This window comes from Specibacter sp. NPDC078692, assembly GCF_040686835.1.
GTDB lineage: Bacteria > Actinomycetota > Actinomycetes > Actinomycetales > Micrococcaceae > Specibacter.
In genome coordinates this window covers 76,279-100,536 of the sequence record NZ_JBFBLV010000001.1, presented here as the reverse complement: position 1 = coordinate 100,536, position 24,258 = coordinate 76,279, and the positions used below count along the sequence as shown (strand labels likewise).

Below are 24,258 nucleotides of genomic sequence, written 5' to 3'. Positions count from 1 at the left end.
CCTCACATAAGATTGCTCTCAAAAGTGATTCATCTCACCGTTGTGTTCATATTGGTCGCACGAAAGGTGCAGTATGTTTTGGCGCGGTTGGAGTATTGCCCGCAGGCTCTTCGTTGCCAACCTGCTTGTGGCGGTCCTTTTGACGGCCGGGTTTGCCGCAGCCATGGTGTCCGACGCCGGCTCCCGCACTTATGAGCAGACCCGCCATCGCATGCTTTCCGTCGGCACGGCCATGGCAGTTTCGCCCTTGGTGGTGGCGGGCGCCTCCGCCGCCGATCCGCCGGCTGCGCTCCAACCCTATGCAAAGGCCGTGATGGACAACGCGGGCGTCGATTTTGTCACCATGATGAACCCCAGCGGCTTGCGCTGGACCCATCCCGACCCGGCCCGAATTGGGGGCCAGTACACCGGCTCCATCTCGGAAGCGAGGGCGGGGCACCCCTATTTTGAGACGACGGTCGGCACGCTGGGCCCGTCCGTGCGTGCCATTGTGCCCATCAAGGATGCGGCCGGAAACGTCATCGGCATGGTGTCCACCGGGGTGACTGTGAAAAACGTTGAGGTGCTGGTTGCCGCCAGGCTCCCGGCGGTGCTGGGGTTGGCCGCGGCACTCATGCTGGCCGGCTCGCTGGCTTCCTGGCTGGTGGGCCGCTACCTCAAACGCGTCACGTTGGGCTGGGGACCTGAAGAACTGGGACAGCTGTTTGCGTACTATGAATCCGTGCTGCATTCGGTGCGTGAAGGCCTGGTGCTGGTCGACACCCGCGGTTCCATGGTCCTGTACAACGACCACGCCGCCCTGCTGCTGGGCGTCGGCTCCGGCGATGCGGCTTCCACTGCTTCCACTGCTGCGCCGCCGCGGCTGGAGGCGATGGGCCTGCCCGATTCGCTTCGGGAGCTGTTGCAAAGCGGGCGCACGGCGACCGACGAGGTCCACTTGGCCGGCGACCGGCTGCTGGTCGTGAGCCAGCGTCCCGCCCTGGCACCCGGAAGCAACACTCCGGCCGGCACGGTAGCCACCCTACGAGACCACACCGAGCTGACGGCTTTGGCCAGCAGTCTCAGCAGCACCCAAACCCTGGTGGAAGCGCTGCGTTCCCAGACCCACGAGCATGCAAATCGACTGCACGCCATCATTTCCCTCATTGAACTGGACCGACCCCGCGATGCTTTGAACTTCGCCACAGCCGAACATACTGAGAGCATTCGGTTGGGAGGCGAATTTGTCGAAGTCCTCGATGAACCGTTCCTCGCCGCACTCCTGCTAGGCAAACGTGCCCAAGCCGATGAGCGCGGCGTGAGCCTGGAGCTGACAGCGGCCGGAACCTTGCCGCCCAACACCTTGGATCCGCGCGAACTCATAACCCTGCTGGGCAACCTCGTGGACAACGCCATAGAAGCCTCGGCCAGCTGCGCGGAACAACCCACCGTGTGGGTGGATCTTTTAGTGGCCGACGGCGACCTGACCCTCACCGTCGCGGATAACGGCCCCGGCCTGCCCACCACCGATCTGGATGTCCTTGGCAGAATAGGCACCACGGACAAAGCCTCCGTGGCACCCGGCGGACGCGGTTACGGCATGGCTTTGATCCGCCGCGCAACCGCCGCCCTCGGTGGCACCATCACTGGCGAGAACGACGGCGGCGCCGTCATGACCGCGGTGATCCCCGTTGACGCACTAGCCGCCCACGTACCATCAACACCACCGCCATCAACACCACCGCCATCAACAGGAGGCGCATCATGAGCAATTCTTCTCCCATCCGGGTGCTCGTGGTGGACGATGAACCCATCGCCTTGGCCGCGCACGCGGACTATGTGCGCCGGTTGAACGGTTTTGAGGTGGTGGCCGAAGCGCACGGGATGCAGGCGGCGTTGGCGGCACTGAACGATCCCGCCACTCCTGCCGTGCAGCTGATTCTGCTGGACATGAACCTCACTGACGGGCACGGCCTGGATCTGCTCCGACGCGTTCACGGGCTGGGGCTGGTCCCGGACGTCGTGGCGATCACGGCGGTGCGCGATGTCCAGGTGGTGCGTTCGGCCATTGCATTGGGCATTACGGCCTATCTTATTAAGCCGTTCACCTTTGCTGCGTTCCGGGAAAAGATGGAGAACTACCTCAACTACCACGCAGTGTTGACGGACCGAGCGCAAACCTCCCAGGACGCCATTGACCGGGCGTTGTCACAACTGCGGCCCACCGGAAAATTGGTGCTGCCTAAAGGCATGCTGCCGGAGACCCTCCGCACCGTCGCCGATTGGCTACGCGCTCACGGGCAACCGGCGTCTGCCACCGAGGCCGCTGCCGAACTGGCCATGTCCCGTGTGACAGCGCGGCGTTATCTGGACTATTTGGTGGAAACCGGCTCAGCGCTAAAGGCCCCACGGCATGGTTCGCCCGGCCGGCCAGAACTGGAATACCACTGGCCACTCCCCCGCTAGGCAGAGCACCGTTCAGTGCTCCGGGTCAGTGCTCGGGGTCAGTGCTCCAGGTCAGTGCTCGGGGTCAGTGCTCCAGTTTAGGCGCCACAATAACGTGGGTACCGGCCTCGCGAAACGCCTCCATCTGAGCGTCGGTGATGCGTGAATCCGTGATGAGGTTGCGGAATTCGTGCTCTTGCATGGTGGCGAAGGCGCGCTTGCCAATCTTGGAGGCGTCGGCCAAAATATAGGCTTCCGAGGCGCGGCGTGCCATCTTGGAATTCACCGAGGCCTCTCCCTCATCATTGGTGGTGGGGCCTGCGCCGGGTTCAATCCCATTGACACCAATGAAGGCGAAGTCCAGTGCCACCCGTTGCAAAATAGTGTCCGCATACGGTCCCACCAGCTCGTAGGAGCGTGGGTTCACGATGCCACCGGTGACCATAATCTTGAAGTTGGGGCGGATGGCTAGCTGAGCGGCAATGTTGATGGCGTTGGTAACCACGGTCAAGGTGGGCCGGTTCGATTGGACCATCAAGTCCTCACGGGTGGATAACACCTGAGCCAACGCGGTACTGGTCGTACCACCGCACAAACCAATCACGGCGCCTTTGGGGATCAACGCACTCGCGGCGTGGGCGATCTGCTGCTTTTCCTCGGCATGGTCATCACGGTTGTACCGCCCGGGAAGATCGTAAGAAACAGAACCGCTCCTGGCTCCACCGCGTGTACGTGTCAGCAGGCGCTCGTTAGCCAGTGAATCCAGGTCGCGGCGAGCCGTTGCCGGGGAGACACCCAGCTTCTCAACGATCTCGTCCACTTCCACTTGACCGTCCGCCGCCAGGATGTCCAAGATGGCGGTAAGCCGTTCATTTCTGTTCATTGTTCAATCCTAGGCGGCGAACCGGCCACCGCGTTCAGTTGTGGGTGTGGGTCGCGCCGGCAAAAAGCTCCAGCAGACGTGCAACTTCTGGAATCAGGGCTGCCCGGCCTGCACCCAGGTACTTGCGGGAGTCCACCACAGCCGGATTCTCATCTAGGTAGCTGCGCACAGCGCGCGTGAAGAACCCGTTCAAGTGTGTGGAGACGTTTATTTTCGTCATGCCGGCGGAAATGGCTGCAACGATGTTTTCATCGGACACGCCGGATGAACCGTGCAGCACCAACGGCACCTCCAGGGCAGTCTTCAACTCGGCAATGCGGTCCAAGTTAAGTGCGGCGGACCGCTCAGTCATCGCGTGCGAGGAACCAACCGCCACGGCCAGGGCATCAACACCGGTGGCAGCCACAAACGCAACGGCCTCGACCGGATCGGTCAGCACACCGGGAGCATGCGCACCGTCCTTGCCTCCCACCTTGCCCAGCTCAGCTTCAACGTACACACCACGCTCGTGAGCATAAGCGGCAACGCGGGCCGTGACCTCAACATTTTGCGCATACTCAAAGTGCGCGCCGTCGAACATGATGGAGCCAAAGCCCAGGTCAACGGCTTGGTATGCCAGCGTCTCGTCCTCGGCATGGTCCAGATGCACGGCCACCGGCACGGAGGCCTTGCGGGCAGCAGCCAAGGTGGCCAAAGCAACCGGCTCCAAGCCGCCGTGGAATTTGGCGCAGTTCTCGGAGATCTGCAAGATGAGAGGCCGACCGGCGGCTTCCGCCCCGCCAATGAGACCTTCGATGGTCTCCAGGTGGATCACGTTGAACGCGCCCTGCCCCGTGCCGGCCTTCGCCGCTAGAAACATGATGTCGCGCGTGTTGGTCAAAGCCATGAAATGTGTTCCTTAGTGGTCAGTGAAAATGAGCTGGCTGGCCAACTCGGCGTACGTGGGCGAAATTTCACCGGCGCCAGGCATGAGGACTGCCGCAGCACTCCAGGCTGTGGCGTGGCGCAGGATTTCCCGCAGGTCTTCTTCTCCGTTGGCAAGAGCGACGGCGGCCGCACTCACCGCCGCGTCTCCCGCGCCGGTGGGGTTTCCGCTCAACGGTGCGGGGAGCCTTGCTTGGAGGTAGCGGCCGGGGGCGTCGGCGCTGAAGGCCAGCATGCCGTCTTCGCCCACGCTCACCAGCACGCGTTTGGCGCCGAGGCGTATGAGGGTTCGGGCAGCGGTAACGAGATCGCTCTCCCCCACAGCTTCCATCAGCTCGTGATTATTGGGCTTGAGGAGGTCCGCGCCAGCCTTGGCGGCGGCCAGAATACCGTCACCGGATGTGTCAATGATGGCGGGCACGCCTGCCGCGTGGGCCAGAGCCACCAACGCAGGGTAGAAATCAGCCGGCGCCTGGTCCGGGAGGGAACCTGAGCCCACTAGGACGCCTGGCCGGCGCACGCCGTCGCGCGTCTGGACACCGGCAAGGTTATCCACCACGGCGGCCGCCAGCGCTTCCCATTCAGCGGCGGCCAAGGCCGGGCCGAGCTCATTGAAAATGCTGGTGGTGTTGTTCGCAGCGGTATCGACCAAGGCGATGGTGCGGCGGGTGGGGGCCAACACGGGAACCAGCCGGTGCCAGATCCCGGCAGCTTCCAAATCCGCGCGCAACTGCTCCCCCGTGGGCCCCCCGGCGGTGGCAATAGCGAGGGTGGGGTGACCCAGCTGGTGCGCCACACGTGAGACATTCAGGCCCTTGCCACCAGCGCGGCTCAACGGTGTGGAAACCCGGTGCGAGGAGCCAAGATGCACACCGGCAACTGTGTAGGTGACGTCGACGGCCGGGTTCGGCGTGACGGTCAGGACTACGTTGTTGGCTGAGTTGTTCGCGTTCATGCCTGCGCCACCAGACTCCGTGCCTTGAGCGCCGACCCGATGAGTCCAGCGTTTTCGCCCAGCGCCGCATGCAGGTATTCGGGGCGGCGGTGGAAGGTGAGCAGTTCATCCACGCGGGCGGCCAGCGGCTCGAACAGGGCCGCTCCGGCCATGGAGAGTCCACCTCCCAGAACCACGGTTTCGGTGCCCAGGATGGAGACGCATTGGGCGATGCTGAACGCCAGGGCGTTGATGGCATCGCGCCACACTGCGCTGGCTGCGGCATCACCTTCGGCGGCGAGAGCCACCACATTCCGGGCGCCCGCCACCGTTATGCCGGTGGCCTCGGTGTAGCGTCTGGCTACGGCACCGGCGGAGCCTAGCGATTCCATGATGACCAAGGAGCCATCGGGCGCCGGAACCAGAGCATGGCCAATCTCGCCTGCATATCCGCCGCCAACTACGCGGGCGCCGTCGCACAAAACAGCTCCGGCAATGCCGGTGCCAATGACCAAGATGAGCACATCCTTCTTGCCCACAGCGGCGCCGATACGGAATTCGGCTTCCCCGGCCATGCCGACGTCGTGCCCGAATCCCACAGGCAGACCGAGCGCTTGCGTCAACGTCGCCGTGAACGGGAAATCCTTCCACCCCAGGTTGGCGGAGAAGACGCCCACGCCGGCGGCCTCATCCACAATGCCCGGCACCGTCACGCCCACGGCGGAAATATTCAGCTCGGGATGAGCCGCGCGGTACGCTGCCGTCAGCTCCACGATCCGGGCGCAGATGCTCTCACCGGAGCCGGCACCGTCCAGCGGGGTGGGGTTGCGTTGGACATCCAAGACCTCCACGTCACCGCTGGTGATGTCGCCGAGAATGATCCCGGATTTCATGTCAGTGCCGCCAATGTCGAAGGCCAGGACGGCATCCTCCAGCTCGGGGGTGGGCTGGGCGCCGGTATCGCCAACGCGGTTGGTCAAGGTGTTCATGAAAGTCTCTTTCGGCGTGCAGCACCCGCGGGCATCTGTGCTGTGCGGGCCTGGTCGGAAGCAAACGGCAGGCACCTCACGTTTTCAAGTAACTTCTCAAGAAAGCCGGCAAGAAAGTGGGGTGCCTAACATTTTAGCCAGCAGCGAGGCCCTTAGCGGGCTGTTGTGCGGACTAGTCTTCCAGAATGACCGAGCGGGTGAGGTTGCGCGGCAGGTCCGGGTTCATGCCGCGGGCGCGGGCGCGCTCCAGCGTGACGCGGTGGATGCGGGCCAGTTCTGCCAGCGGATGAGTGGTGGTGTTCACGTACAGCGCACCGGTCTTGGCAACATCGCGATCCAGGCCTTCGGGCTGCTCGCCGAACATCCAGGTGACGCGGTTCGGGGCGGCGATGGAGATCGGGCCGTGGCGGTATTCCTTAGCCGGGTAAGACTCGGTCCACCCCTGCACGGCTTCACGCATCTTCAGGCCGGCCTCGTGCGCCAGGCCCACTGTCCAGCCGGTGCCCAGGAACGTGAACTGCTCGGCGTCAATGAGCTCCTGCTCAACGGGGGCAACTACGGCAGTCTTGGCGTCCTCAACAGCCGCACTCAAATCCATGCCAACGCTGGTCAGCAGGTACGTCAGCGCGGTGGTGGCGAAGCGGGTCTGGACCACTGACTGCTCATCGGCGTAGGGAAGTTCGACGACGGCATCAGCCAAGGTCATGATCGGCGAGTTCACATCGCCCACCAATGCAACGGTGTGCACGGTGCCCTTAATAGCTGTCAAGATTTCTAGCACTTCGGTGGTGGTCCCTGAGCGGGTGATGGCAACGATGGCGTCGTAGCCGCGCTCGGCACCGAGGAAAGCTTCCGAGGCTGCGAAGGCGTCGGTGACTCCCTTGCCGGCAGCTTCGCGGGCAGTGGCGTAGCTCTGCGCCATGAACCACGAGGTGCCACAGCCAATGACAGCAACACGCTGACCATCGGTGGGCAGCAGGTTCTCACTCTTAGCCTGGGCAATCGCCTGAGCCCAAACCTCGGGCTGGCTGGTGAGTTCGGCATCCATGAAGGGACCAAGCTGGGTGTTCTCGCTCATACTGCGCATTCTCCTTGACTAAGAGCTTCCCTGGGCGCAATAAGGCATCCGGAGAAGTTATTTTTCTAGCCCAATCCTAACACAATCTGATTGTAACCACGATGAAAACATCATAAACAATCATTTGGCTGAGATTTCGTTCGCAGAAATGGCCACTCCGGCGACCATGGCAGTTGAGCCGGGTCACGACTACGCGATCTCCTTCGACTACCAGTCGACCAAGGCGAATGAGTACGCGTGGGTTGGCGGTTATGACGGTGCCGCAGGTGCTGTGCAAACGCAGTCCACCCCGTTCCCGGCCAAGCATGAAAGCACCCGCTGGGTGCAGAACTTCACGGCTTCCGCCTGCGGCGACAGCTACGTGGGCCTACTGATCCGTGACGTGGGCCTGCTGCGCACCGGGCTTGTGCACAGCTCTCGAGTGGCCAGACCGGACCCATCATTGGGCAGGGTGCTGATAACGAGTTCACCACTACGCTGGTCTCCAATGAGCCGACTTCCATCTCCAACGCGGCTGTCACGTTGAAGCTACCTGCAGGCTGGAGTACGAGGCCGACAACCTCGGCTACCGCTGCTGCCCGGGTTGTCACCGGCACCGGCACCGACACCGGCACCGACAAGAACGGCAAGGCCGCCGCCGCGGCTACGCCTTCCGAACCCCTGCCCGCCACACACCGGCAGTCAGCGGCATACCCGGACGGTACGCCAAATGCGTTGCCGAGGGTGCCCGCAGCATGTGCAAATCAGCCCGGTGTCCCACAGCGAGCGAACCGACGGCCCGCTCCCCATCAGCGTCGCGACCGGATTCACGCCCCAGCGCCAACGCTCCCCCATAGGTTGCAGCTCGAACAGCCTCGTGCACACTGAGTCCCATTTGCAGCACGGCAGTGGCCACGCAAAATGCCATCGAGGAGGTATACGACGTCCCGGGATTGCAGTTGGAGGCAATGGCCAGTTGCACGCCAGCATCCAGCAGAGTCCTGGCCGGAGCCAAGGGCGCTCGGGTCGATAAATCGCAAGCGGGAAGCACCGTGGCGACCGTGCCTCGGACCCCGTCCCCGCGAGCCGCATGGGCTCCCCCATCCCAGCCGGACCAGGACTGCGCAAGGAGCGCAACGTCGTGCTCGGTCAGGAAATTGACGTGGTCAACGCTAGCCGCACCGAACTCCACGGCGAGCTCAACGCCGGCGCCGTGGCCCAGCTGGTTGCCGTGCACGCGCAGTCCCAACCCGGCGTCGCGGCAGGCGGTGAGCACGGCGCGCGACTGTTCCGGGGTGAAGGCGCCGCGCTCACAAAAGACGTCGGCCCAGTCAGCGTAGGGGCGGACGGCGTCGAGCATGTCGGTACAGACCAGCTCGGTGTAGGCGTCGGCGTCCATGCCGTTGGGGACCAGATGTGCGCCCAAATAGGTGACTTGATCGGCCACGGTGGAGGCGATTCTGGCACTGCGGGCTTCGTGCTCGACGTCTAGGCCGTAGCCGGTTTTTGTCTCGAGATAAGTGGTTCCCTGCGCCACCGCCTCTGCCACGCGGCCCAAGCCTAAGCGGGTGAGATCATAGTCGGTGGCGGCGCGCGTGGCTTCCATAGTGACGGCAATTCCGCCCGCGCTATAGCTTTCCCCGGCCATGCGCGCCTCAAATTCGGCCGTGCGGTCCCCGGCAAAAATCAGGTGCGAATGCGAATCCACCCATCCCGGCAGGATCGCCCGACCCTGCGCGTCCGTGTGCTTATCGGCGGCCGGCGCGTCACTACTGCGGCCAATCCAAGCAATCCGCTCGCCCTCAAGGACCATGGCCGCATCGCTCATGGTGCCTAGCTCGCCGTCTTGAGTCATCAGTTCGCCAATGTTGCTGATCAGTTCGCTCATGCCCTTAGCGTACGACGTCGTTGGGCTGGTTTGGGCGCCTCACCGGCAGCTTGAGTCTGGGATAGCGGACACCGAGATCCTCCTCAGCTTGCGGGGGTGGGAATGTTGGCCGGACAATGGACTTCATGACCTTTGTTTCCCTCTTGGCCTTCGCTGGCCTGTGCCTCATGCTGGCCCTCATCCCCGGGCCCGACACCTTCATGGTGCTGCGCATTTCCCTGAGCCGGGTAGGCGCGGGCATTTCCGCGGCAGCCGGCTCCGGCACGGGCGCCTTGGTCTGGGCTGCCTTGGTGGGCTTTGGCTTGGCCGCCATTTTGGAACAGTCCGCAGAGGTCTTCCGCTGGATCAAGATTGCCGGTGGTTTGTACCTGCTCTACCTGGGCATCTCCTCATTTTTGAAGGCACGCAAAGCTGCCAAGGCCGGGATTGCCGCCGGTGGCGACGGTCATCAACCGTTGGTCTACAGCAAACGCGCGGGCTATGCCGCCGGCGTCGTATCCACCCTGCTCAACCCCAAAGTGGGCCTGTTCTACCTGGCTGTAGTACCCCAGTTCATCCCCCACGGCGCCAACACTCTGGCCGTGGCCATGATCTTGGGACTTACTCTTGCCGTGATCGGTTTTCTGTACTTGGCCACGATTGCCGTACTCGCCTACCGGGCCATGAAGTGGCTGCGCAAGCCCAAGGTCAACACCCTCATTGAACGCATCAGCAGCGGCGTCTTGGCCGTGTTGGGCGTGGGCGTCGTGGCCTCCGGCGCCGCCAGCTAGTTCTTGCAGCTGGCGCCGCCAGCTAGAGCCTCCCGCTAGTTCAGTCCCGCACGCTGCGGACTCAGCGCAGCGGCCAATGGTTCGTCCTGCTCAGGCAGATTCCCGGTGACCAGCTGTGCGGCCAGAGTTGCCAGTGCCGCCGATGTTTGAATACCGTAGCCGCCCTGCCCTGCCAGCCAGAAAAAGTTCGGCACCTCGGCATCGAACCCCACCACGGGCAGACCGTCGGCCGGCTGGGTGCGCAGCCCCGTCCACGCACGTACGACGCCGGTGATCCCCAAAGCGGTCACGGCCTCAATGCGGTGGATCAGCTCGGCGATCTCTGCCTCCACTACTTGTGCGTCGCCTGGCTCGGCACGGACACTCTCGCACGGGGAGATCAGGAGGTGTCCGGCGTCGGGCCTGTAATAGAAGGATTCGTCCGCCGGCTCCACCATGGGACCGGCCGGATCCACCGGTGCCGCTGTGGCAACGATGGCCACGCTGCGCCGGTACGGGGTCAGGCCACGTCGCCGGGCACCCACTATCTCCGCCACGTCATCGGCCCAAGCGCCGGCCGCGTTGACCACGATGCGGGCCGTAATCATCTGGCCGCCGGCCGTCACGCTGAAGCCAGCACCCGTGGCTTCTGCCGCACTGACGGGGTGCCCGGTCAGGACCACAGCACCTGCCGCCACAGCCTCGCGGCGGTAAAAGTCCAGAAGGGCGGGGACGTCCACTTCGCGGGCTGTCTCATCGAGCGCTGCGGCCTCAAAACCCGCCGGGCGTAGATCAGGACTGCGGCGCATCGTCTGGGCATGATCGAGCGCGGTCAAGGACGTGTGAGTGTCCACAAGAGCTTGAACTTGCGCCACCGTGCCAAGGGTCATCATGGGGCGGGGCATGAGAATGGGCGAGGGCAGGCTGGCAGAAATCTGTTCCACGCGGGCAATGCTCCGGTGGGTCAATTCCTGGATAGGAGCAGGCCCGTAGCTGGGCTGCATCTGCCGCGCCGAGCGCGAGGAGGTGTGATAGGCCAGTGATTGCTCGGCCTCCACCAGGACAACGGGGACGGCCGCGGCCAAACGCCAAGCCAGAGACAACCCGGCAATTCCCCCGCCAATGATCAGTACATGCGTATCCATGGCGTTATGGTTACACACCCTGGGGCGCCTGCGCCAACCAGGGCGGGCGGCTGGCGCCATGGCCGCAATGCTTCACGTGCTGGCAATGAGTTCCACTTCGAACCCATCAGAATTTTCCAGGTACGCGGCGTAGTGCCCGGAGCCACCAGCATAGGGATATTTGTCCGCAAACAGTGTTTTCCAGCCATGGCCCACCCCGGCAGCGGAGAGCGCGTCGACATGCTCGGGTGAGCCGGCATGGAAAGCCAGATGGTTTAATCCCGGTGCCGTGCGCTGAGGGCTGCGAGCGCTCAGGGCCGGGGCCTATTCGAGAACAATGTAAGTGGCGCCCTGCTTCCAGCTACTTCCCTTGGGCCAGCTTTGAAAGGCCTCGTAGCCAAGGTTGGCCAGCAGCCATCCCCATTCCTCAGTGGCCCGAGCGAAATCAGGAACCCACAGTTCAATATGGTGCAACGTGCCCATAGAAATCTCAGTCATCAACAGAGTCTTGCATAGAGCTGTACCCAGAGCCCCTCACAAATCCCTGCACGGAACGTAAGTGCATTCCCCTCTCTGGAGCTTCTCCCCCACCGGTCCTCCTCGAATCATGAAATTGCCGTCCGTACGCAGATCATGGAACGCTAAGCAATGAGCGCTTCCCCACGATAGAACTAGGCAAGAAAGGCTGATGCTCCTGTGAACCTTGAGAAAGATCCCGATCACGCATCCCAACTGTGCCGCGAAGCGCAGCTGCGATTAGCTGGCCGCGTTGCGCAGCTAAGCGAGCAAGACATCGCCTCACCCAGCCTCCTTCCCGGCTGGAGTGTTGGCCACGTCTTGACCCATTTGGCACGCAATGCCGACGGCCATGCACGCCGTCTGTCAGGCGCCTTGGAAGGTGTAGACGTTCCAAAATATGCCGGTGGTGAGGAGCAGCGTCGGCAAGAAATCGAGGCTGGTGCCACGCGTCCGGCCGCAGAAATCCTCGCGGACCTCAATGCCAGCATGATTCATCTGGAAGAGATTTTCAGTCTGTGCTCGGCGGCCGGATGGCCCAACGGCCAATTGCTGGGCGGTGGGCAGTATGGTGCGTCCGCATGCCCGGCGCACAGGCTACGTGAAGTGGAAATACACCACGTGGATCTCGGGCTGGGCTACACACCCTCGGATTGGCCAGAAGACTACGTGGCATGGGACCTTTCAGAGTTGCTCGCTACTGTCCCGCAACGGCTGGGGTCGCTGGCTGATCGCCGTTCTTTCATGGCCTGGCTTGCAGGCCGAGGGCCGCTCGATGCGGCAACATCTCTCTCGCCCTGGTAGGCCTGGTAGGCCTGGTCTCGCTGCCGGCCATGAAAGGATAAAACCATGGTCCTGGAACACTTCACCCTGTCCGGTAAAAACTTCAGCCTACGCAGGGCAGTCGAGTCCGACGTCGTGCCCATCATTGAGCTCATGAACAACGATCCACTTCGAGCAGCGGAGAACTCTGCTGCTTCCCAAGACCGCGCGCCCTATATGGCGGCGTTCAGCGCGATTGACCGCGACCCGGCGCAGTTGCTGATTGTGGTTGCTGATGACGCGGAAAAGGTGGTTGCCACGATGCAGTTGACAGTTATTCCGGGCCTTGCCCGCCTGGGCGCCACACGGTTGCTTGTGGAAGCTGTGCGAGTTGATGAGAAATTGCGTGGCAATGGGCTGGGATCGGCCATGATGGGGTGGGCTGTCAAAGAAGGACGACGGCGTGGCGCCGCCTTGGTCCAATTGACCAGTGACAAGGCCCGTGAGGATGCGCATCGCTTCTACGAGCGGCTGGGTTTCACAGCCTCTCATGTGGGCTTCAAACTATTCCTCTAGGCAGAGCTCCCCACCGAGTGGCCCAGCTGCCGAAACTCAGCTGGGATTCGACGCTAACTTAGTCCCGGAAGCTGCGGGCAACCGTCTCCAAGGTCTCGCGATAGCTGCGCCACCAGGCCGGGTTCCCCTCAGCCATGTTGTCGTTGTCGTCCCGATGTCCCACGCTGCCGTCAATTAACTCACGCACGATGTCCGCGTGGCCAACATGCCGCATTGTTTCGGCTGTGACATGCACCAAGATGCGGGTCAGACTCACCGGATTACTCGCCTCGCGCCACCAAGGCACCTGACCGGCGGCACCCATAGGGAGCTCGGAAATCGTCGCGTCTGCATGCGCCCACACGCGCTTGTAGAGTGCCACGATCTCCACACTCGACTCTTCGGGAGTGGCCCACATGTCCGCATTCGCCGAAGCATCTGTTGCCATCCATGAATGATTCTCTGGGAAGGGCCTCTCGAAGACCGCACCAAAATACGCCGCTTCGATCCCTGCCAGATGCTTCACCAGACCGAGCAGGTTTGTAGCAGTGGATGTTAGCGGACGTCGCAGATCATAGTCAGAGAGGCCGGCAAGCTTCCACACCATGGCATCGCGGCCCTCTTGCAAATATCGGCACAGTTCAGCCTTGGCAACATCACTCATGGGTACCGGCTGTCGGCTGGCGGTGCTGCATTCACCACTCCAGAGGACTACGACGGTTGGGCGCTTCATCTCGACGTCGCGAAAGGGCGGGGTTCCCCTTGACGGCGATGGCCCACGCAGCAAACGCGAATGCAGCCACGGCTAGGATCTCGAGGGCGAGCTTGTCTGCACTGGCACTTGTCAGTAGATCAACGATTCCGATGACCGCAAACGTCACGGCTATGACTGCCACGCACGAGGAAAAAATCATTGCCCAGCGGGGTATGTTTCGAGTTTCCTGCATGGCTGCCAACTCCTGAGACTAGAGTAAAAGCGTAGGGATCCACATCCTACGCTAGTGACCATTCTCCTCGCAGGATGGAATAGAGCATGGAATCCCGCCGCTGCCCCCGGATCCGTCGATGCGAACGCAGCCGCCCCTCCAAGGCGAATCCACTCTTTTCCAGGACTCGAACTGACCCCTGGTTTTCCGGATGGCAGGTGGCTGTGATGCGTTCAAGTTCAAGGCTGTTGAAGCCGAAACTCAGGAGCATGGACACGGCCTCACTCGAGTACCCCTTGCCCCAGTAGTCTCGGTGGAACGTGTAGCCAAGCTCGCCGTTGCGATCATGCGGATCGGTGATCCAGATAGCTACCGATCCAATGGCCTTGCCATCCAAAACAGCCGCCAGGGAAAAAGCAGTTCGGTCCGGGTCTAGGTGCTCCTGCGCGGCGGCTTCAACAAAGGCCGTTGTCTGCTTCAGAGCATTAGGCTCCCACGTAGAGAACTGGGACACCAACGGATCGGCGGTGTACTCATGAACGTCGGCAATGTCGTTCACATCAAAGTCGCGCAAGCCCAGTCGGGGTCCGGAGGGATAGATCGTTGAACTGCTCATGATTCACCTATTCATTCCAAAGCCAAGGCTCAATCCTAATCCGCGCCAGGAGCAACCCACCCCTGCAAGCCGATAGCTCACCTCTGCATAGAATGGTGGAAGTGTCCGCAATTTCCCGCGTCAAGGTGAGCCCATGTCCAGCTGTTGCAGTCCTCGAGGCCGAGATAACCACACCCCTGGCATCGCAGCCGCCCCTCAAATCTTTTCCCTGAGCGTCCCGTCTGCGCAAATTCCTGCTCGCGAACTGTCTGAGCATGCACCGCCCCAGCTTGCACAGCCCCTACACGGCGACGCCCACATTCCGGCCGGCACCTTTTCCATGGGCGATCCCTTTGACGAGGGCTACCCGGCCGACGGCGAAACCCCCGTCCACGAGGTTGCCATCTCCGCCTTCAGCGTTTCCACCACGGCCGTGAGCAACACCGAGTTCGCCGCCTTTGTCGACGCCACCGGATACCGCACCGAGTCCGAGACCTACGGCACCTCCGCCGTTTTTCATCTGGCCGTCCAGGCAGACAAAGCCGACATCCTGGGCACAGCCGCCGGGACTCCTTGGTGGCTCAATGTCCGCGGCGCCGATTGGGCACACCCGGCCGGTCCGCGCTCCCACTGGGAGGAGATCGCCAATCATCCTGTCACCCAGGTTTCACACACCGATGCACTGGCCTATTGTGCCTGGGCTGGCCGCACCCTCCCCACCGAGGCCCAGTGGGAGTACGCTGCCCGCGGCGGGCTGGCTGCCTCGCGTTACCCGTGGGGGAATGAACTTCACGGCGCGGATTCCGATGGTGTTGCCGTGCACCACTGCAATATCTGGCAGGGCACCTTCCCCACCGAAAACACGTGCGACGACGGATACCTCACCACCGCCCCCGTGGACAGTTTCAAGCCCAATGCCTACGGTCTGTTCCAAACCAGCGGCAATGTCTGGGAATGGTGCGCGGACTGGTTTCTGCCCAAGTACTACAAGAGCTGTCTAGCTAAAGGCACCGTGGAAAATCCTCCCGGCCCCACGATTGGCCGCGGCCGTGTCATGCGCGGCGGCTCCTACCTCTGCCACGACTCCTACTGCAACCGCTACCGCTTGGCAGCACGCAGCTCCAACTCCCCCGAGTCCGCGAGTGGAAATCTTGGCTTCAGGACCGTCGCACTCTAAACCAGTTCACTAGTTCACTGTCAGCTGCTTCACAGTCTCCGGCTTCACAGTCCGCGGCTTTGAATCCAGTCGATCAAGGCATCGGCCTGCTGACGCTGAAACGGCCGCAGGGTGGGAATGCCCGCGGGCGCCGGGCGCCGGGACATGTCCAGGAAATAGCCGGCCCATCCGGCCATGACGGCGGTGATGGCGTGAGCGTTGGTTCCGGCAAAGACAGGATGGGTTTCAAAGAACTGATCCACCTGCGCTGAAGGATTGAGCGTCTTCACGTTGATCAGCACGCTGAGCCCATCCACCCAGGCGGCTCCTCGGGCAGCCCACGGCCAGTCCAAAAACACCACGCCACGGCCAGTACCATTACCAAAACGGCCAGCATCCTGCCCCCGGCTGTGCCACGAACCGGCGCCAGGATCCTGACCGGTCAAGAGGATATTGTCCGCGCGCAGATCCCCATGAACCAGCGTATCCCCGGCCAGCTCCAAGGTGCCCCGTTGCGCCACTTCCACCAGCTGATCCAGATGACTGGCAGCCCACGAACCCATTGTTTCCAAAGGCCGCGACCGTAGTCTTTCCCATCCCAGAAAAGCGCCTTGCAGGGATTCTTGGTACCGTGGCAATTCCAGCTCAGCGGGCAGATCAAGCTGCCCCACGCTGACCAAAGCATCCAGTACCTGCACCACCTCGTGTGCCACCCATGGTTCCTGCGGGTGCCGGCCCGCAACATCGGCGAGGACCAGCGCAACCCAGGTGCCGTCGTCGTACATCCCGAGGAAATCCGGCACCAGCACACCAGGCGGGAGCGCCGCGGTGACGGCGGCCTCGCGGCGGTGCAGCCCCGGTGTGGTGGCGTTGTGCAGCGCACTGGCGGCCTTCACAAACGCCCGCCGGCCCGAGGCCAGCTGCACCCTGTCCGCCGAGCCGGGCGAGAATCCACCCGGCTGGGACTCGGCTTCGGTGACCGCTTCACCCAAGATGTTCTCCACACCGTCGCGAACCGTCTGTGGCAGCTGGGACCACGTGATGCGCTGATTCATGGGTGCGGGGCGAGCGTGAGCACGGTGGCGTCGTCGGCTACTTCGCCGATCCGGCCCTGGTGGACGCGGAGCTCGTGCATGAGGCCGAGTGCGTCCACGGTGGTGGAGGTGCGGGCCAGGAATTCTTCGGGGCCGCTGACCAAGCCGAGGTCGACGGCGCGCCAGGCTCCGTCGCTGGCCATCACCATGATCTCGGGCCGGCTTAGTTGCACCACGTGGGCGTGGTCTGCCGCTTCGGGTTCCCGCCGCGCCACCCACAGCCGGTCGGGGGTGTTGCGGAGTTCGCGGTCCTGCCGCAGCTTGGCCAGCCGCTGTTCCGGGGTGCCCTCCGGAATGCGAGCGTCGGCGAGCTCGGCGCGGACGAGGTGAGTGGCGCCGTCCTGTGTGCGCACCACCACGGAGCAATCTGCCAAGCTAGCAATCTCGACGCCACGGCTCGTGAGCTGGGCGACGGAGATGGCGGCGCTGGGGAAGCGGACCATTTCCGGGCCGACTAAGACTGTTCCGGCGGAGTCGATCGCGGCCAGAGAGTCCGCCAGCAGAGCCCGCACGCCGTGTCTACTTGTTGTTGCACTGCGGGGATCGCTGGAAACGCTGGGATCGCTGGAAACCTGCGCCAGAATCATGGACAATTGCTGGGCCAACCACTGAGGATCGGAGGCTGCGGGCAGGTTCAAGGGATCCAGCAGGCTCGTGGCGCCGTCAATGATCCAGGCATTGGGACCGTTGAAGCCGCAACTGTCTTCCAGGACATGGGCATCGCCCTCAAACTGGACGCGGGCCCGGATATCCCAAATAAAGGTCATGGTTTCATCCTGCCACGCCACCGGGGCGCAGACGGCCAGGGCCTGACCTGGTGCGCAAAAATGGCTCACTCATACGCACCATTCATTGTTACTGGTGCGTATGAACACTCATACGCACCAGTAACAATGAATGGTGCGTATACAGGTTAAGCCACCACCCCGCGGGCGGCGACAAAGGCGCGTACGCACGTTTCGACGTCGTCCGCACTATGCGCGGCCGAAAGCTGCACCCGGATGCGGGCGGCACCGCGCGGGACCACGGGGAAACTGAAGGCCGTGACGAACACGCCGTGCGCCAACATGGCATCGGCCACGCGAGCGGCTTCCACGGCGTCGCCGAACATGACCGGGACAATGGCGTGCTCGCCGGGGAGCAGTTCAAAGCCCTCCTCGCTCATGCGGCGTCGGAACAGGGCGGCGTTCTCAAACAGCTTCGTGCGCAGCTCGGCCGAGCCGGCCACGAGTTCCAGCGCCTTGAGCGTGGCAGCCACAATGGCGGGGGCCAAGGAGTTGGAGAACAGGTAAGGGCGCGCCTTTTGACGCAACATCGCGACAATTTCGCCGCGGCCGGCGACGTAGCCGCCCGACGCGCCGCCCAGGGCCTTGCCGAAGGTGCCCGTGTAAATGTCCACGCGGTCGGAGACGCCGGCGTGCTCGGGTGTGCCGGCACCGGTGGCGCCCATGAAGCCCACGGCGTGGGAATCATCCACCATGACCAGGGCGCCGTACTGCTCGGCGAGGTCGCAGATGGCTTCAAGTGGGGCCAGGAAACCGTCCATGGAGAATACGCCGTCGGTGACGATGATGGTGCGCCGGGCCCCTGCACCATCACGGAGTGCTGCGGCGGCCTGCAGCTGGGTTTCCAGATCTGCCATGTCCTGGTTGGCGTAACGGAAACGCGCAGCCTTGGACAGGCGGATGCCGTCAATGATGGAAGCGTGGTTCAGGGAGTCGGAGATGATGGCGTCCTCTGCGCCGAACAGCGATTCAAAAACGCCACCGTTGGCGTCAAAGCAGGACGAGAAGAGGATGGTGTCCTCGGTGCCCAAGAACGTCGAGACGGCCGCTTCCAGCTCCAGGTGCAGATCCTGAGTGCCGCAGATGAAGCGGACACTGGCCATGCCGAAGCCGTGGCTGTCCATGGCGTTCTTAGCGGCGCCGATGATCTCCGGATGATCGGCCAGGCCAAGGTAGTTGTTGGCGCAGAAGTTCAGCACGGGCGCACCCTCGCCGTCCAGCGCTCCGGCTGTGATGTGGCTGGACTGCGCGGAGCTGATCTTGCGCTCGGTCTTGAACAGTCCGGCGGTGCGGATCTGCGCCAGTTCGGCGGTGAGCTCATCTTTCATGGAGGTGTACATGGGATTCCTTAGTCTGGTGCGAGTGGTCTGTGGTGGCGAGTACAGTGGCGGGATGGACGACGGCGGGAGGCGCCTGACGCCGTCGTGCTTAAGAAAACGGAGCTACTTTAGGCGAAAACGGTCCAGTCGAGGACCACTTTGCCGCCGCGGCCGGAGCGGGCGATCTCGAAGGCTTGCTCCCATTCGGTGGCGGGCAGGACATCGGTAACAACACTAGCCACGGCCGCGCGCAGCACGGGGTTGGAGGAGAGCATAGCGGACATGGCGTACCAGGTTTCAAACATTTCGCGCCCGTAGATGCCCTTGAGGGTGAGCATGTGGGTGACCACTTTGCCCCAGTTAATGTCGATCGCTGAGCTGGGCAGGCCCAGCATGGCGATGCGGCCGCCGTGGTTCATGTTGTCGATCATTTCCTGCAGGGCCGTGGGGTGGCCGGACATTTCCAGGCCGATGTCAAAGCCCTCGCACATGTCTAACTGCAGCTGCGCATCTTTCACGCGGGTGGTGGCGACGTTGATGGCGAGGTCGGCACCCATCGCGGCGGCCATGGCCAGGCGCGGTTCGGAGACATCGGTGATGGCAATCTTGCGGGCGCCGGCGTGGCGAGCCACGGCCACAGCCATCAGTCCAATCGGTCCAGCGCCGGTGACGAGGACGTCTTCGCCGACCAGGCCGAAGCTCAGGGCGGTGTGGACGGCGTTGCCCAGCGGATCGAAGATGGCGCCGAGTTCAGGGGTGATGGAGGGGTCTTTGTGCACCCAAACATTGGATTCGGGGATGACCACATATTCGGCGAAGGCGCCATCACGCTGCACGCCTACGGAGACCGTATTGATGCACATGTGGCGGCGGCCGGCGCGGCAGTTGCGGCACAAACCGCACACCACGTGACCTTCGCCGGAGACCTTGTCCCCCACTTTGGTGCTGTGCACGCCGCCGCCCACGGCTACCACTTCGCCGTAGAATTCGTGGCCGGCAATGAGTGGGGCATTGATGGTTTCTGCGGCCCAGGCGTCCCACGCCTGAATGTGCAGGTCGGTGCCGCACAGGCCCGTGGTGTGCACTCGGATCTTCACTTCGCCCTCGCCGGCTTCCGGCTCTGGGCGTTCAACGAGTTCGAACCCAGCGTGTGGACCGGATTTGTACAGTGCTTTCATGGGCAGCTCTTTCGTGGTGCGGTGGTGCGGACGTCAATGTCCGATGCTGGGTGGATTACGTGCTTCATTGCGTCATTTTCAGGAGGCTTAGTGTCCATTAGAACCCGCAAAACCGTTTAGGACAATCGATAATTTCTCCATCGTCGATTAAGTAAAACCTAAACTGTAGGCTGGTGGCATGGAACTCCATCAACTGCATATGCTGCGTGAGCTGGGCGAGCTGGGTAGCGTCAAGGCCGTGGCCGATACCCTGTCCGTGACGCCGTCGGCTGTGTCTCAGCAAATTGCGTTGCTACAGCGCCATATAGACACTCCGTTGACTCGCCGCGATGGCCGGAATCTGGTGCTGACCGAGGCGGGCAAGGTGCTCGCCAGTGCCGGGGCGCAGGTCATGGACGCCATGGCCGCGGCGCAGGCCGCCATCGGCGCCTATCAGGACGACACCAGTGGAACCGTCACCATCAGTGGTTTTCACAGCGCCGGGCAGGCTCTCTTCGCGCCGCTGGTCCGGAAGCTGGCGGCACGCCGCGCCGCGGGTGGGGTGGGCGGTACTGCCACTGTGCCGCAGCTGCGCTTTTCTGATGAGGACGTGGCGCAGCAGGACTTTGCGGCCTTGACGGCCCGTTACGATCTGGTGTTGGCACACCGTATGGATCACAGCCCGCCGTGGCCACAGCCGGGACTCCGCGTCATCCCGCTGGCCCGCGAACCACTCGACGTTGCCGTGGCGATTGACCACCCACTGGCCGCCAAAGCGGCGGTGTCCGCGGCCGACGTCGTGCGCTATCCATGGGTGAGCAGCCGCAGCGGCTACTCCCCCGCGGACGTGCTGGTGGCCGTGGGCGCCATGGCCAGCCATCCCGTTGAGGTGCTGCATCGGATCAACGACTACTCGGCAGCCGCTGCGCTGGTATCCACGGGTGAGGTCATCGGATTGCTGCCGCGGTACACCTCCGGTCCGGTGCTAAATCCTGGCGGCGGGACCAACCCTACTGTGGTGCTGCGGCCGTTGACGGGCATCAATACGCGGCGCCGAATTGACCTGCTGGCTCGGCCGGAGAATCTGCGGCGGGCCTCGGTCCAGCTGGCTGCCCACGCGATGCAAGAAGTCATGGCGGAGCTCGTAGCCTCCGCTGCATAGGGGGGCTCCGTGAGGACTGGAATATCAACTTGAGCTGGGGTTAGCCACCAGAACCGCAGTGTAACCACCGATCTCGCGGCTAACTCCAGCCCTAGTTGGCGTGCACGAGGCTTCTGCAGCCCAGACGCCAAGAGCCGCAACTTCCTGAGAGAAGTCACGGCTCTTGGTAATGCTGTTTCGGGGTAACGCTGTTTCGGGTGGGGTGTTTAGCCCTCTACGCCGAGAGTCTTAAGGATCAGCTCGCGAACGCGGCCGGCATCGGCCTGCCCGCGAGTCACCTTCATAACGCCACCAACAATGGCACCAACGGCCTGGACCTTGCCGCCACGGATCTTATCCGCAACGTCAGGCTGGGCTGCCAGTGCTTCATCGATCGCGGTCTGCAGAGCGCCATCGTCAGAAACCACAGCCAGTCCACGCTTGGCCACAACCTCGGTGGGCGTACCCTCACCCTCAAGGACGCCGTCGAGCACCTTGCGGGCCAACTTGTCATTGATGGCGCCTGAGGCGATGAGCTTCTCGATCTCAACCACGACGGCGGGTGTGACACCCAGCGCTGCGGGGTCGACGTCGGCCAGCTTGGCACGGCGTGCGATCTCGCCCATCCACCACTTGCGCGCTGCTGCGGCGGTGGCACCGGCGGCAATGGTTTCTTCGATTTCGTCCATGAGGCCGGCGTTGACCACGTCGCGGAACTCCAGATCGCTGTAACCCCAGTCAGCCTGCAGGCGCTTGCGGCGCTCGGCCGGCGGCTCGGGCAAAGTGGCGCGGAGTTCTTCAACCCATTCGGCGCTGGTGACGATGGGCACCAGATCCGGTTCCGGGAAGTAGCGGTAGTCATCAGCGTCGGACTTGGGACGGCCCGAGGTGGTGGACTTGGTGTCTTCGTGCCAGTGACGGGTTTCCTGCGTGATCGGCACACCGGAATCCAAGACGGCAGCGTGACGCTGGATCTCGAACTTCACGGCATTTTCGACGGCGCGCAGGGAGTTCACGTTCTTCGTCTCGGTACGGGTGCCGAGCTTTTCCTGGCCGTGCGGGCGCAGGGAGACGTTGGCGTCGCAACGGACGTTGCCGTGCTCCATCTTGGCCTCGGAAACGCCCAGGTTTTTCACGATTTCACGGATGGCCGCAACGTACGCCTTGGCCAGCTCGGGGGCACGCGAACCGGCGCCTTCAATGGTCTTGGTGACGATTTCAACTAGCGGTACACCTGAACGGTTGTAGTCCACCAAGGAGAAGTCGGCACCCTGGATGCGGCCCGTGGAACCACCCATGTGGGTCAGCTTGCCGGCGTCTTCTTCCATGTGGGCGCGTTCGATCTCGACATGGAAGACTGTGCCGTCCTCGAGCTCGATGTCGATCCAGCCGTCGTAGCAGATGGGGTCATCGTACTGCGAGGTCTGGAAGTTCTTCGGAGTGTCCGGGTAGAAGTACTGCTTGCGCGCGAAGGTGCTGTGCGGGGCAATCTTGCAGTTCAAGGCCAAGCCGATCAGAATCGAGGACTCGACAGCCCTCTTGTTCACCACCGGCAGTACGCCGGGCAGGCCCAGGCAGACTTCGTTGACGTTGGTGTTGGGCTCGTCGCCAAACACGTTGGGGGCGGAGGAGAACATCTTGGTCTTGGTGTTCAGCTCAACGTGCACCTCGAACCCGAGAACGGGTTCGTACTTTTCCATGGCTTCTTCGAAGCTCAAAATGGTTTCAGTGTTCATTAGTTAGCCTCCTCGGCTGCAACAGCTGTAGATGCGAGGTCCGGGGCCTGGTTCAGCATGGGGCCGCCCCACTTGGCCTCGAGCAGGGATTCCAGAACAGCACCAACACGGTAGACGCGGGCGTCCTCGCGGGCCGGAGCCAGCAGCTGGATACCTACGGGCAGACCGTCTTCGTCGGCCAAGCCACCGGGCAAGGTCAACCCGGGGATACCGGCCAGGTTTGCCGGGATGGTGGCAACGTCCTGCAGGTACATGGACAGCGGGTCATCAAGCTTCTCGCCCAACTTGAACGCCGTGGTGGGCGTGGTCGGGGAGATCAACACGTCAACCTGCTCGAAGGCTGCCTCGAAGTCGCGCTGCACCAAGGTGCGCACACGCTGGGCCGAGCCGTAGTAAGCATCGTAGTAACCGGCGCTCAAAGCGTAGGTACCCAAGATGATGCGGCGCTTGACCTCGGCACCGAAACCGGCGGCGCGAGTGGCACCCATGACGCGCTCAATGGTGAGCGGACCTTCGGTGGGCAAAGTGCGCGTGCCGAAGCGGACGCCGTCGAACTTGGCGAGGTTGGAAGATGCCTCACTGGGCATGATCAGGTAGTAGGCACCCAATGCGTAGCCGAAGTTGGGGCAGGAAACCTCAACGATTTCAGCACCGGCTTCGCGCAGCAGCTCCAAGGATTCGTTGAAACGGTTCTCGACGCCGGCCTGGAAGCCTTCGCCGTGCAGTTCCTTGATGACACCAATCTTCATGCCCGCAACGTTGCCCAAGCGGGCGGCGTCGGCGAGGCCGGTGGAGGGATCGGTCAGGGAGGTGGAGTCCTGGGGGTCGTAGCCGCCAATGACTTCCTGCAGCAGCGCCGAGTCCAAAACGGTCCGGGAAACCGGGCCAATCTGATCCAGCGAGGAGGCCATGGCGATGGCACCGTAACGCGAAACCGCACCATAGGTGGGCTTCACGCCAACGGTTCCGGTGACCGAGCCGGGCTGGCGGATGGAGCCACCGGTGTCGGTACCCAGAGCCAGAGGAGCTTCGAAGGAGGCCACAGCAGCTGCCGAACCGCCGCCGGAACCGCCGGGGATCCGGTCCAGGTCCCAGGGGTTGCGGGTCAGGCCGTAGGCGGAGTGCTCCGTGGAGGAACCCATGGCGAACTCATCGAGGTTGGTCTTACCCAGCATCGGCATGCGAGCGGCCCGGATCTTCTTGATCACCGTGGCGTCGTAGGGGCTCATCCAGCCCTCGAGGATCTTGGAGGCGGCCGTGGTGGGCTGGCCCTTGGTCACGATCAAGTCCTTGATGGCGATCGGCACACCGGCGAGCTCGTGGAGCTCCTCGCCAGCGGCGCGGCGCGCATCAACATCGGCAGCGACGGCGAGCGCCTCTTCACCGTTGACGTGCAGGAACGCGTGGATGCCGCGCTCACCGCCGTCGATCTCGGCAATGCGGTCAAGGTGAGCCTGGACCAGCTCAACGGAGGTAATTTCGCCGGTGGCCAGCTTGGCGGCCATGACGGCGGCGCTGGAACGGATCAATGCAGAAGCACTCAT

General features: G+C 63.1%; 24 protein-coding genes and 2 pseudogenes. 9 read left to right on the top strand and 17 right to left on the bottom strand.

Features of this window, described 5'->3' with window-relative positions; translation table 11 throughout:
- Nucleotides 1-73 precede the first annotated feature (73 nt).
- The gene (locus AB0O97_RS00405) at nucleotides 74-1,747 is read left to right on the top strand and encodes an ATP-binding protein (RefSeq protein ID WP_363878710.1); all 1,674 of its coding nucleotides are present in this window, start codon (nucleotides 74-76) and stop codon (nucleotides 1,745-1,747) included.
- Nucleotides 1,744-2,445, top strand: coding sequence for a response regulator (locus AB0O97_RS00400; RefSeq protein WP_363878707.1), 702 nt, complete (start codon nucleotides 1,744-1,746; stop codon nucleotides 2,443-2,445). The genes AB0O97_RS00405 and AB0O97_RS00400 overlap by 4 nt, the downstream gene beginning before the upstream one ends.
- 64 nt (nucleotides 2,446-2,509) lie before the next feature.
- Here AB0O97_RS00400 and AB0O97_RS00395 read toward each other — a convergent pair whose 3' ends face one another.
- The 5 genes from AB0O97_RS00395 to AB0O97_RS00375 form a co-directional block, all read right to left on the bottom strand.
- Nucleotides 2,510-3,307 carry a DeoR/GlpR family DNA-binding transcription regulator gene (locus AB0O97_RS00395; RefSeq protein WP_363878704.1) on the bottom strand — a complete coding sequence of 266 codons (798 nt, stop codon included), beginning with the start codon at nucleotides 3,305-3,307 and terminating at the stop codon, nucleotides 2,510-2,512.
- A gap of 34 nt (nucleotides 3,308-3,341) precedes the next feature.
- Nucleotides 3,342-4,193, bottom strand: a complete 852-nt coding sequence (locus AB0O97_RS00390) for a class II fructose-bisphosphate aldolase (protein WP_363878702.1) — start codon at nucleotides 4,191-4,193, stop codon at nucleotides 3,342-3,344.
- A 12-nt stretch (nucleotides 4,194-4,205) separates the two neighbouring features.
- Nucleotides 4,206-5,186 (bottom strand): hexose kinase, encoded by a 981-nt coding sequence (locus AB0O97_RS00385; protein ID WP_363836642.1) that lies wholly within the window; start codon nucleotides 5,184-5,186, stop codon nucleotides 4,206-4,208.
- A complete protein-coding gene (locus AB0O97_RS00380; RefSeq protein WP_363878699.1) occupies nucleotides 5,183-6,154 on the bottom strand; it encodes an ROK family protein in 972 nt (323 codons plus the stop codon). The genes AB0O97_RS00385 and AB0O97_RS00380 overlap by 4 nt, the downstream gene beginning before the upstream one ends.
- A 172-nt stretch (nucleotides 6,155-6,326) precedes the next feature.
- Complete coding sequence (locus tag AB0O97_RS00375) at nucleotides 6,327-7,232, bottom strand: SIS domain-containing protein (RefSeq protein ID WP_363836644.1); 906 nt, start codon at nucleotides 7,230-7,232, stop codon at nucleotides 6,327-6,329.
- Nucleotides 7,233-7,380: 148 nt separating this feature from the next.
- Between AB0O97_RS00375 and AB0O97_RS00370 the strand changes: the two are divergent.
- Together AB0O97_RS00370 and AB0O97_RS00365 are read left to right on the top strand one after the other, a co-directional pair.
- Nucleotides 7,381-7,593 (top strand): annotated as a pseudogene (locus tag AB0O97_RS00370) (hypothetical protein); the annotation flags it as partial.
- A 77-nt stretch (nucleotides 7,594-7,670) separates the two neighbouring features.
- A pseudogene (locus AB0O97_RS00365) lies at nucleotides 7,671-7,766 on the top strand (hypothetical protein); the annotation flags it as partial.
- Between the two features lie 109 nt (nucleotides 7,767-7,875).
- Here AB0O97_RS00365 and AB0O97_RS00360 read toward each other — a convergent pair.
- A complete protein-coding gene (locus tag AB0O97_RS00360) occupies nucleotides 7,876-9,099 on the bottom strand; it encodes an amidohydrolase family protein (protein WP_363878696.1) in 1,224 nt (407 codons plus the stop codon).
- Between the two features lie 125 nt (nucleotides 9,100-9,224).
- Here AB0O97_RS00360 and AB0O97_RS00355 point away from each other — a divergent pair, with 125 nt between their 5' ends.
- Nucleotides 9,225-9,869 carry a LysE family translocator gene (locus tag AB0O97_RS00355; protein WP_363836646.1) on the top strand — a complete coding sequence of 215 codons (645 nt, stop codon included), beginning with the start codon at nucleotides 9,225-9,227 and terminating at the stop codon, nucleotides 9,867-9,869.
- 35 nt (nucleotides 9,870-9,904) lie between these two features.
- Here AB0O97_RS00355 and AB0O97_RS00350 read toward each other — a convergent pair whose 3' ends face one another.
- Nucleotides 9,905-10,993, bottom strand: a complete 1,089-nt coding sequence (locus AB0O97_RS00350) for an FAD-dependent oxidoreductase (RefSeq protein WP_363878693.1) — start codon at nucleotides 10,991-10,993, stop codon at nucleotides 9,905-9,907.
- A 303-nt stretch (nucleotides 10,994-11,296) separates the two neighbouring features.
- Entirely contained in the window at nucleotides 11,297-11,470 is a 174-nt protein-coding gene (locus AB0O97_RS00345; RefSeq protein WP_363836648.1) for a hypothetical protein, read from the bottom strand.
- Between the two features lie 198 nt (nucleotides 11,471-11,668).
- Here AB0O97_RS00345 and AB0O97_RS00340 point away from each other — a divergent pair, with 198 nt between their 5' ends.
- Both AB0O97_RS00340 and AB0O97_RS00335 read left to right on the top strand, forming a co-directional pair.
- Nucleotides 11,669-12,292 (top strand): maleylpyruvate isomerase family mycothiol-dependent enzyme, encoded by a 624-nt coding sequence (locus AB0O97_RS00340; protein ID WP_363836649.1) that lies wholly within the window; start codon nucleotides 11,669-11,671, stop codon nucleotides 12,290-12,292.
- A gap of 45 nt (nucleotides 12,293-12,337) precedes the next feature.
- Nucleotides 12,338-12,826 carry a GNAT family N-acetyltransferase gene (locus AB0O97_RS00335; RefSeq protein WP_363836650.1) on the top strand — a complete coding sequence of 163 codons (489 nt, stop codon included), beginning with the start codon at nucleotides 12,338-12,340 and terminating at the stop codon, nucleotides 12,824-12,826.
- Nucleotides 12,827-12,884: 58 nt separating this feature from the next.
- Here the strand turns inward: AB0O97_RS00335 and AB0O97_RS00330 are convergent, their stop codons facing one another.
- Genes AB0O97_RS00330 through AB0O97_RS00320 form a run of 3 tightly spaced genes read right to left on the bottom strand, consistent with a single transcriptional unit; the run spans nucleotide 12,885 to nucleotide 14,347 of the window.
- Nucleotides 12,885-13,469, bottom strand: coding sequence for a DinB family protein (locus tag AB0O97_RS00330; RefSeq protein ID WP_363878690.1), 585 nt, complete (start codon nucleotides 13,467-13,469; stop codon nucleotides 12,885-12,887).
- Between the two features lie 31 nt (nucleotides 13,470-13,500).
- The gene (locus AB0O97_RS00325) at nucleotides 13,501-13,752 is read right to left on the bottom strand and encodes a hypothetical protein (RefSeq protein ID WP_363878687.1); all 252 of its coding nucleotides are present in this window, start codon (nucleotides 13,750-13,752) and stop codon (nucleotides 13,501-13,503) included.
- Between the two features lie 46 nt (nucleotides 13,753-13,798).
- Nucleotides 13,799-14,347: a GNAT family protein gene (locus tag AB0O97_RS00320; protein WP_363878684.1), complete on the bottom strand. Its 549-nt coding sequence runs from the start codon at nucleotides 14,345-14,347 to the stop codon at nucleotides 13,799-13,801.
- Nucleotides 14,348-14,480: 133 nt separating this feature from the next.
- Between AB0O97_RS00320 and AB0O97_RS00315 the strand changes: the two genes are divergently transcribed.
- Entirely contained in the window at nucleotides 14,481-15,503 is a 1,023-nt protein-coding gene (locus tag AB0O97_RS00315; protein WP_363878681.1) for a formylglycine-generating enzyme family protein, read from the top strand.
- Nucleotides 15,504-15,547: 44 nt separating this feature from the next.
- Here AB0O97_RS00315 and AB0O97_RS00310 read toward each other — a convergent pair whose 3' ends face one another.
- The 4 genes from AB0O97_RS00310 to tdh form a co-directional block, all read right to left on the bottom strand.
- Complete coding sequence (locus tag AB0O97_RS00310) at nucleotides 15,548-16,537, bottom strand: hypothetical protein (RefSeq protein ID WP_363878678.1); 990 nt, start codon at nucleotides 16,535-16,537, stop codon at nucleotides 15,548-15,550.
- Complete coding sequence (locus AB0O97_RS00305; RefSeq protein WP_363878676.1) at nucleotides 16,534-17,412, bottom strand: hypothetical protein; 879 nt, start codon at nucleotides 17,410-17,412, stop codon at nucleotides 16,534-16,536. Before AB0O97_RS00305 ends, AB0O97_RS00310 begins: the two co-directional genes overlap by 4 nt.
- Before the next feature lie 77 nt (nucleotides 17,413-17,489).
- A complete protein-coding gene (locus tag AB0O97_RS00300) occupies nucleotides 17,490-18,701 on the bottom strand; it encodes a glycine C-acetyltransferase (RefSeq protein WP_363878673.1) in 1,212 nt (403 codons plus the stop codon).
- 107 nt (nucleotides 18,702-18,808) lie between these two features.
- On the bottom strand, nucleotides 18,809-19,858 hold the full coding sequence (tdh, locus tag AB0O97_RS00295; RefSeq protein ID WP_363878670.1) for an L-threonine 3-dehydrogenase: 1,050 nt from the start codon (nucleotides 19,856-19,858) through the stop codon (nucleotides 18,809-18,811).
- A 178-nt stretch (nucleotides 19,859-20,036) separates the two neighbouring features.
- Between tdh and AB0O97_RS00290 the strand changes: the two genes are divergently transcribed.
- Nucleotides 20,037-20,999, top strand: coding sequence for a LysR family transcriptional regulator (locus tag AB0O97_RS00290; protein ID WP_363836663.1), 963 nt, complete (start codon nucleotides 20,037-20,039; stop codon nucleotides 20,997-20,999).
- Nucleotides 21,000-21,205: 206 nt separating this feature from the next.
- On the opposite strand, the gene gatB is transcribed toward AB0O97_RS00290, so the two are convergent.
- Together gatB and gatA are read right to left on the bottom strand one after the other, a co-directional pair.
- A complete protein-coding gene (gene gatB / locus AB0O97_RS00285) occupies nucleotides 21,206-22,714 on the bottom strand; it encodes an Asp-tRNA(Asn)/Glu-tRNA(Gln) amidotransferase subunit GatB (RefSeq protein WP_363878667.1) in 1,509 nt (502 codons plus the stop codon).
- A complete protein-coding gene (gene gatA / locus AB0O97_RS00280) occupies nucleotides 22,714-24,258 on the bottom strand; it encodes an Asp-tRNA(Asn)/Glu-tRNA(Gln) amidotransferase subunit GatA (RefSeq protein WP_363878664.1) in 1,545 nt (514 codons plus the stop codon). Before gatA ends, gatB begins: the two co-directional genes overlap by 1 nt.

Bases quoted from the DNA above. Each gene is read 5' to 3' on its own strand.
- tdh (WP_363878670.1), bottom strand. From the start codon at position 19,858: ATGAAAGCACTGTACAAATCCGGTCCACACGCTGGGTTCGAACTCGTT.
- AB0O97_RS00395 (WP_363878704.1), bottom strand. From the start codon at position 3,307: ATGAACAGAAATGAACGGCTTACCGCCATCTTGGACATCCTGGCGGCG.
- AB0O97_RS00315 (WP_363878681.1), top strand. From the start codon at position 14,481: ATGTCCAGCTGTTGCAGTCCTCGAGGCCGAGATAACCACACCCCTGGC.
- AB0O97_RS00330 (WP_363878690.1), bottom strand. From the start codon at position 13,469: ATGAGTGATGTTGCCAAGGCTGAACTGTGCCGATATTTGCAAGAGGGC.
- AB0O97_RS00350 (WP_363878693.1), bottom strand. From the start codon at position 10,993: ATGGATACGCATGTACTGATCATTGGCGGGGGAATTGCCGGGTTGTCT.
- gatB (WP_363878667.1), bottom strand. From the start codon at position 22,714: ATGAACACTGAAACCATTTTGAGCTTCGAAGAAGCCATGGAAAAGTAC.
- AB0O97_RS00405 (WP_363878710.1), top strand. From the start codon at position 74: ATGTTTTGGCGCGGTTGGAGTATTGCCCGCAGGCTCTTCGTTGCCAAC.
- AB0O97_RS00380 (WP_363878699.1), bottom strand. From the start codon at position 6,154: ATGAACACCTTGACCAACCGCGTTGGCGATACCGGCGCCCAGCCCACC.
- AB0O97_RS00400 (WP_363878707.1), top strand. From the start codon at position 1,744: ATGAGCAATTCTTCTCCCATCCGGGTGCTCGTGGTGGACGATGAACCC.
- AB0O97_RS00325 (WP_363878687.1), bottom strand. From the start codon at position 13,752: ATGCAGGAAACTCGAAACATACCCCGCTGGGCAATGATTTTTTCCTCG.
- AB0O97_RS00320 (WP_363878684.1), bottom strand. From the start codon at position 14,347: ATGAGCAGTTCAACGATCTATCCCTCCGGACCCCGACTGGGCTTGCGC.
- AB0O97_RS00355 (WP_363836646.1), top strand. From the start codon at position 9,225: ATGACCTTTGTTTCCCTCTTGGCCTTCGCTGGCCTGTGCCTCATGCTG.
- AB0O97_RS00310 (WP_363878678.1), bottom strand. From the start codon at position 16,537: ATGAATCAGCGCATCACGTGGTCCCAGCTGCCACAGACGGTTCGCGAC.
- AB0O97_RS00300 (WP_363878673.1), bottom strand. From the start codon at position 18,701: ATGTACACCTCCATGAAAGATGAGCTCACCGCCGAACTGGCGCAGATC.
- AB0O97_RS00290 (WP_363836663.1), top strand. From the start codon at position 20,037: ATGGAACTCCATCAACTGCATATGCTGCGTGAGCTGGGCGAGCTGGGT.
- AB0O97_RS00335 (WP_363836650.1), top strand. From the start codon at position 12,338: ATGGTCCTGGAACACTTCACCCTGTCCGGTAAAAACTTCAGCCTACGC.
- AB0O97_RS00360 (WP_363878696.1), bottom strand. From the start codon at position 9,099: ATGAGCGAACTGATCAGCAACATTGGCGAACTGATGACTCAAGACGGC.
- AB0O97_RS00390 (WP_363878702.1), bottom strand. From the start codon at position 4,193: ATGGCTTTGACCAACACGCGCGACATCATGTTTCTAGCGGCGAAGGCC.
- AB0O97_RS00375 (WP_363836644.1), bottom strand. From the start codon at position 7,232: ATGAGCGAGAACACCCAGCTTGGTCCCTTCATGGATGCCGAACTCACC.
- AB0O97_RS00385 (WP_363836642.1), bottom strand. From the start codon at position 5,186: ATGAACGCGAACAACTCAGCCAACAACGTAGTCCTGACCGTCACGCCG.
- AB0O97_RS00345 (WP_363836648.1), bottom strand. From the start codon at position 11,470: ATGACTGAGATTTCTATGGGCACGTTGCACCATATTGAACTGTGGGTT.
- gatA (WP_363878664.1), bottom strand. From the start codon at position 24,258: ATGAGTGCTTCTGCATTGATCCGTTCCAGCGCCGCCGTCATGGCCGCC.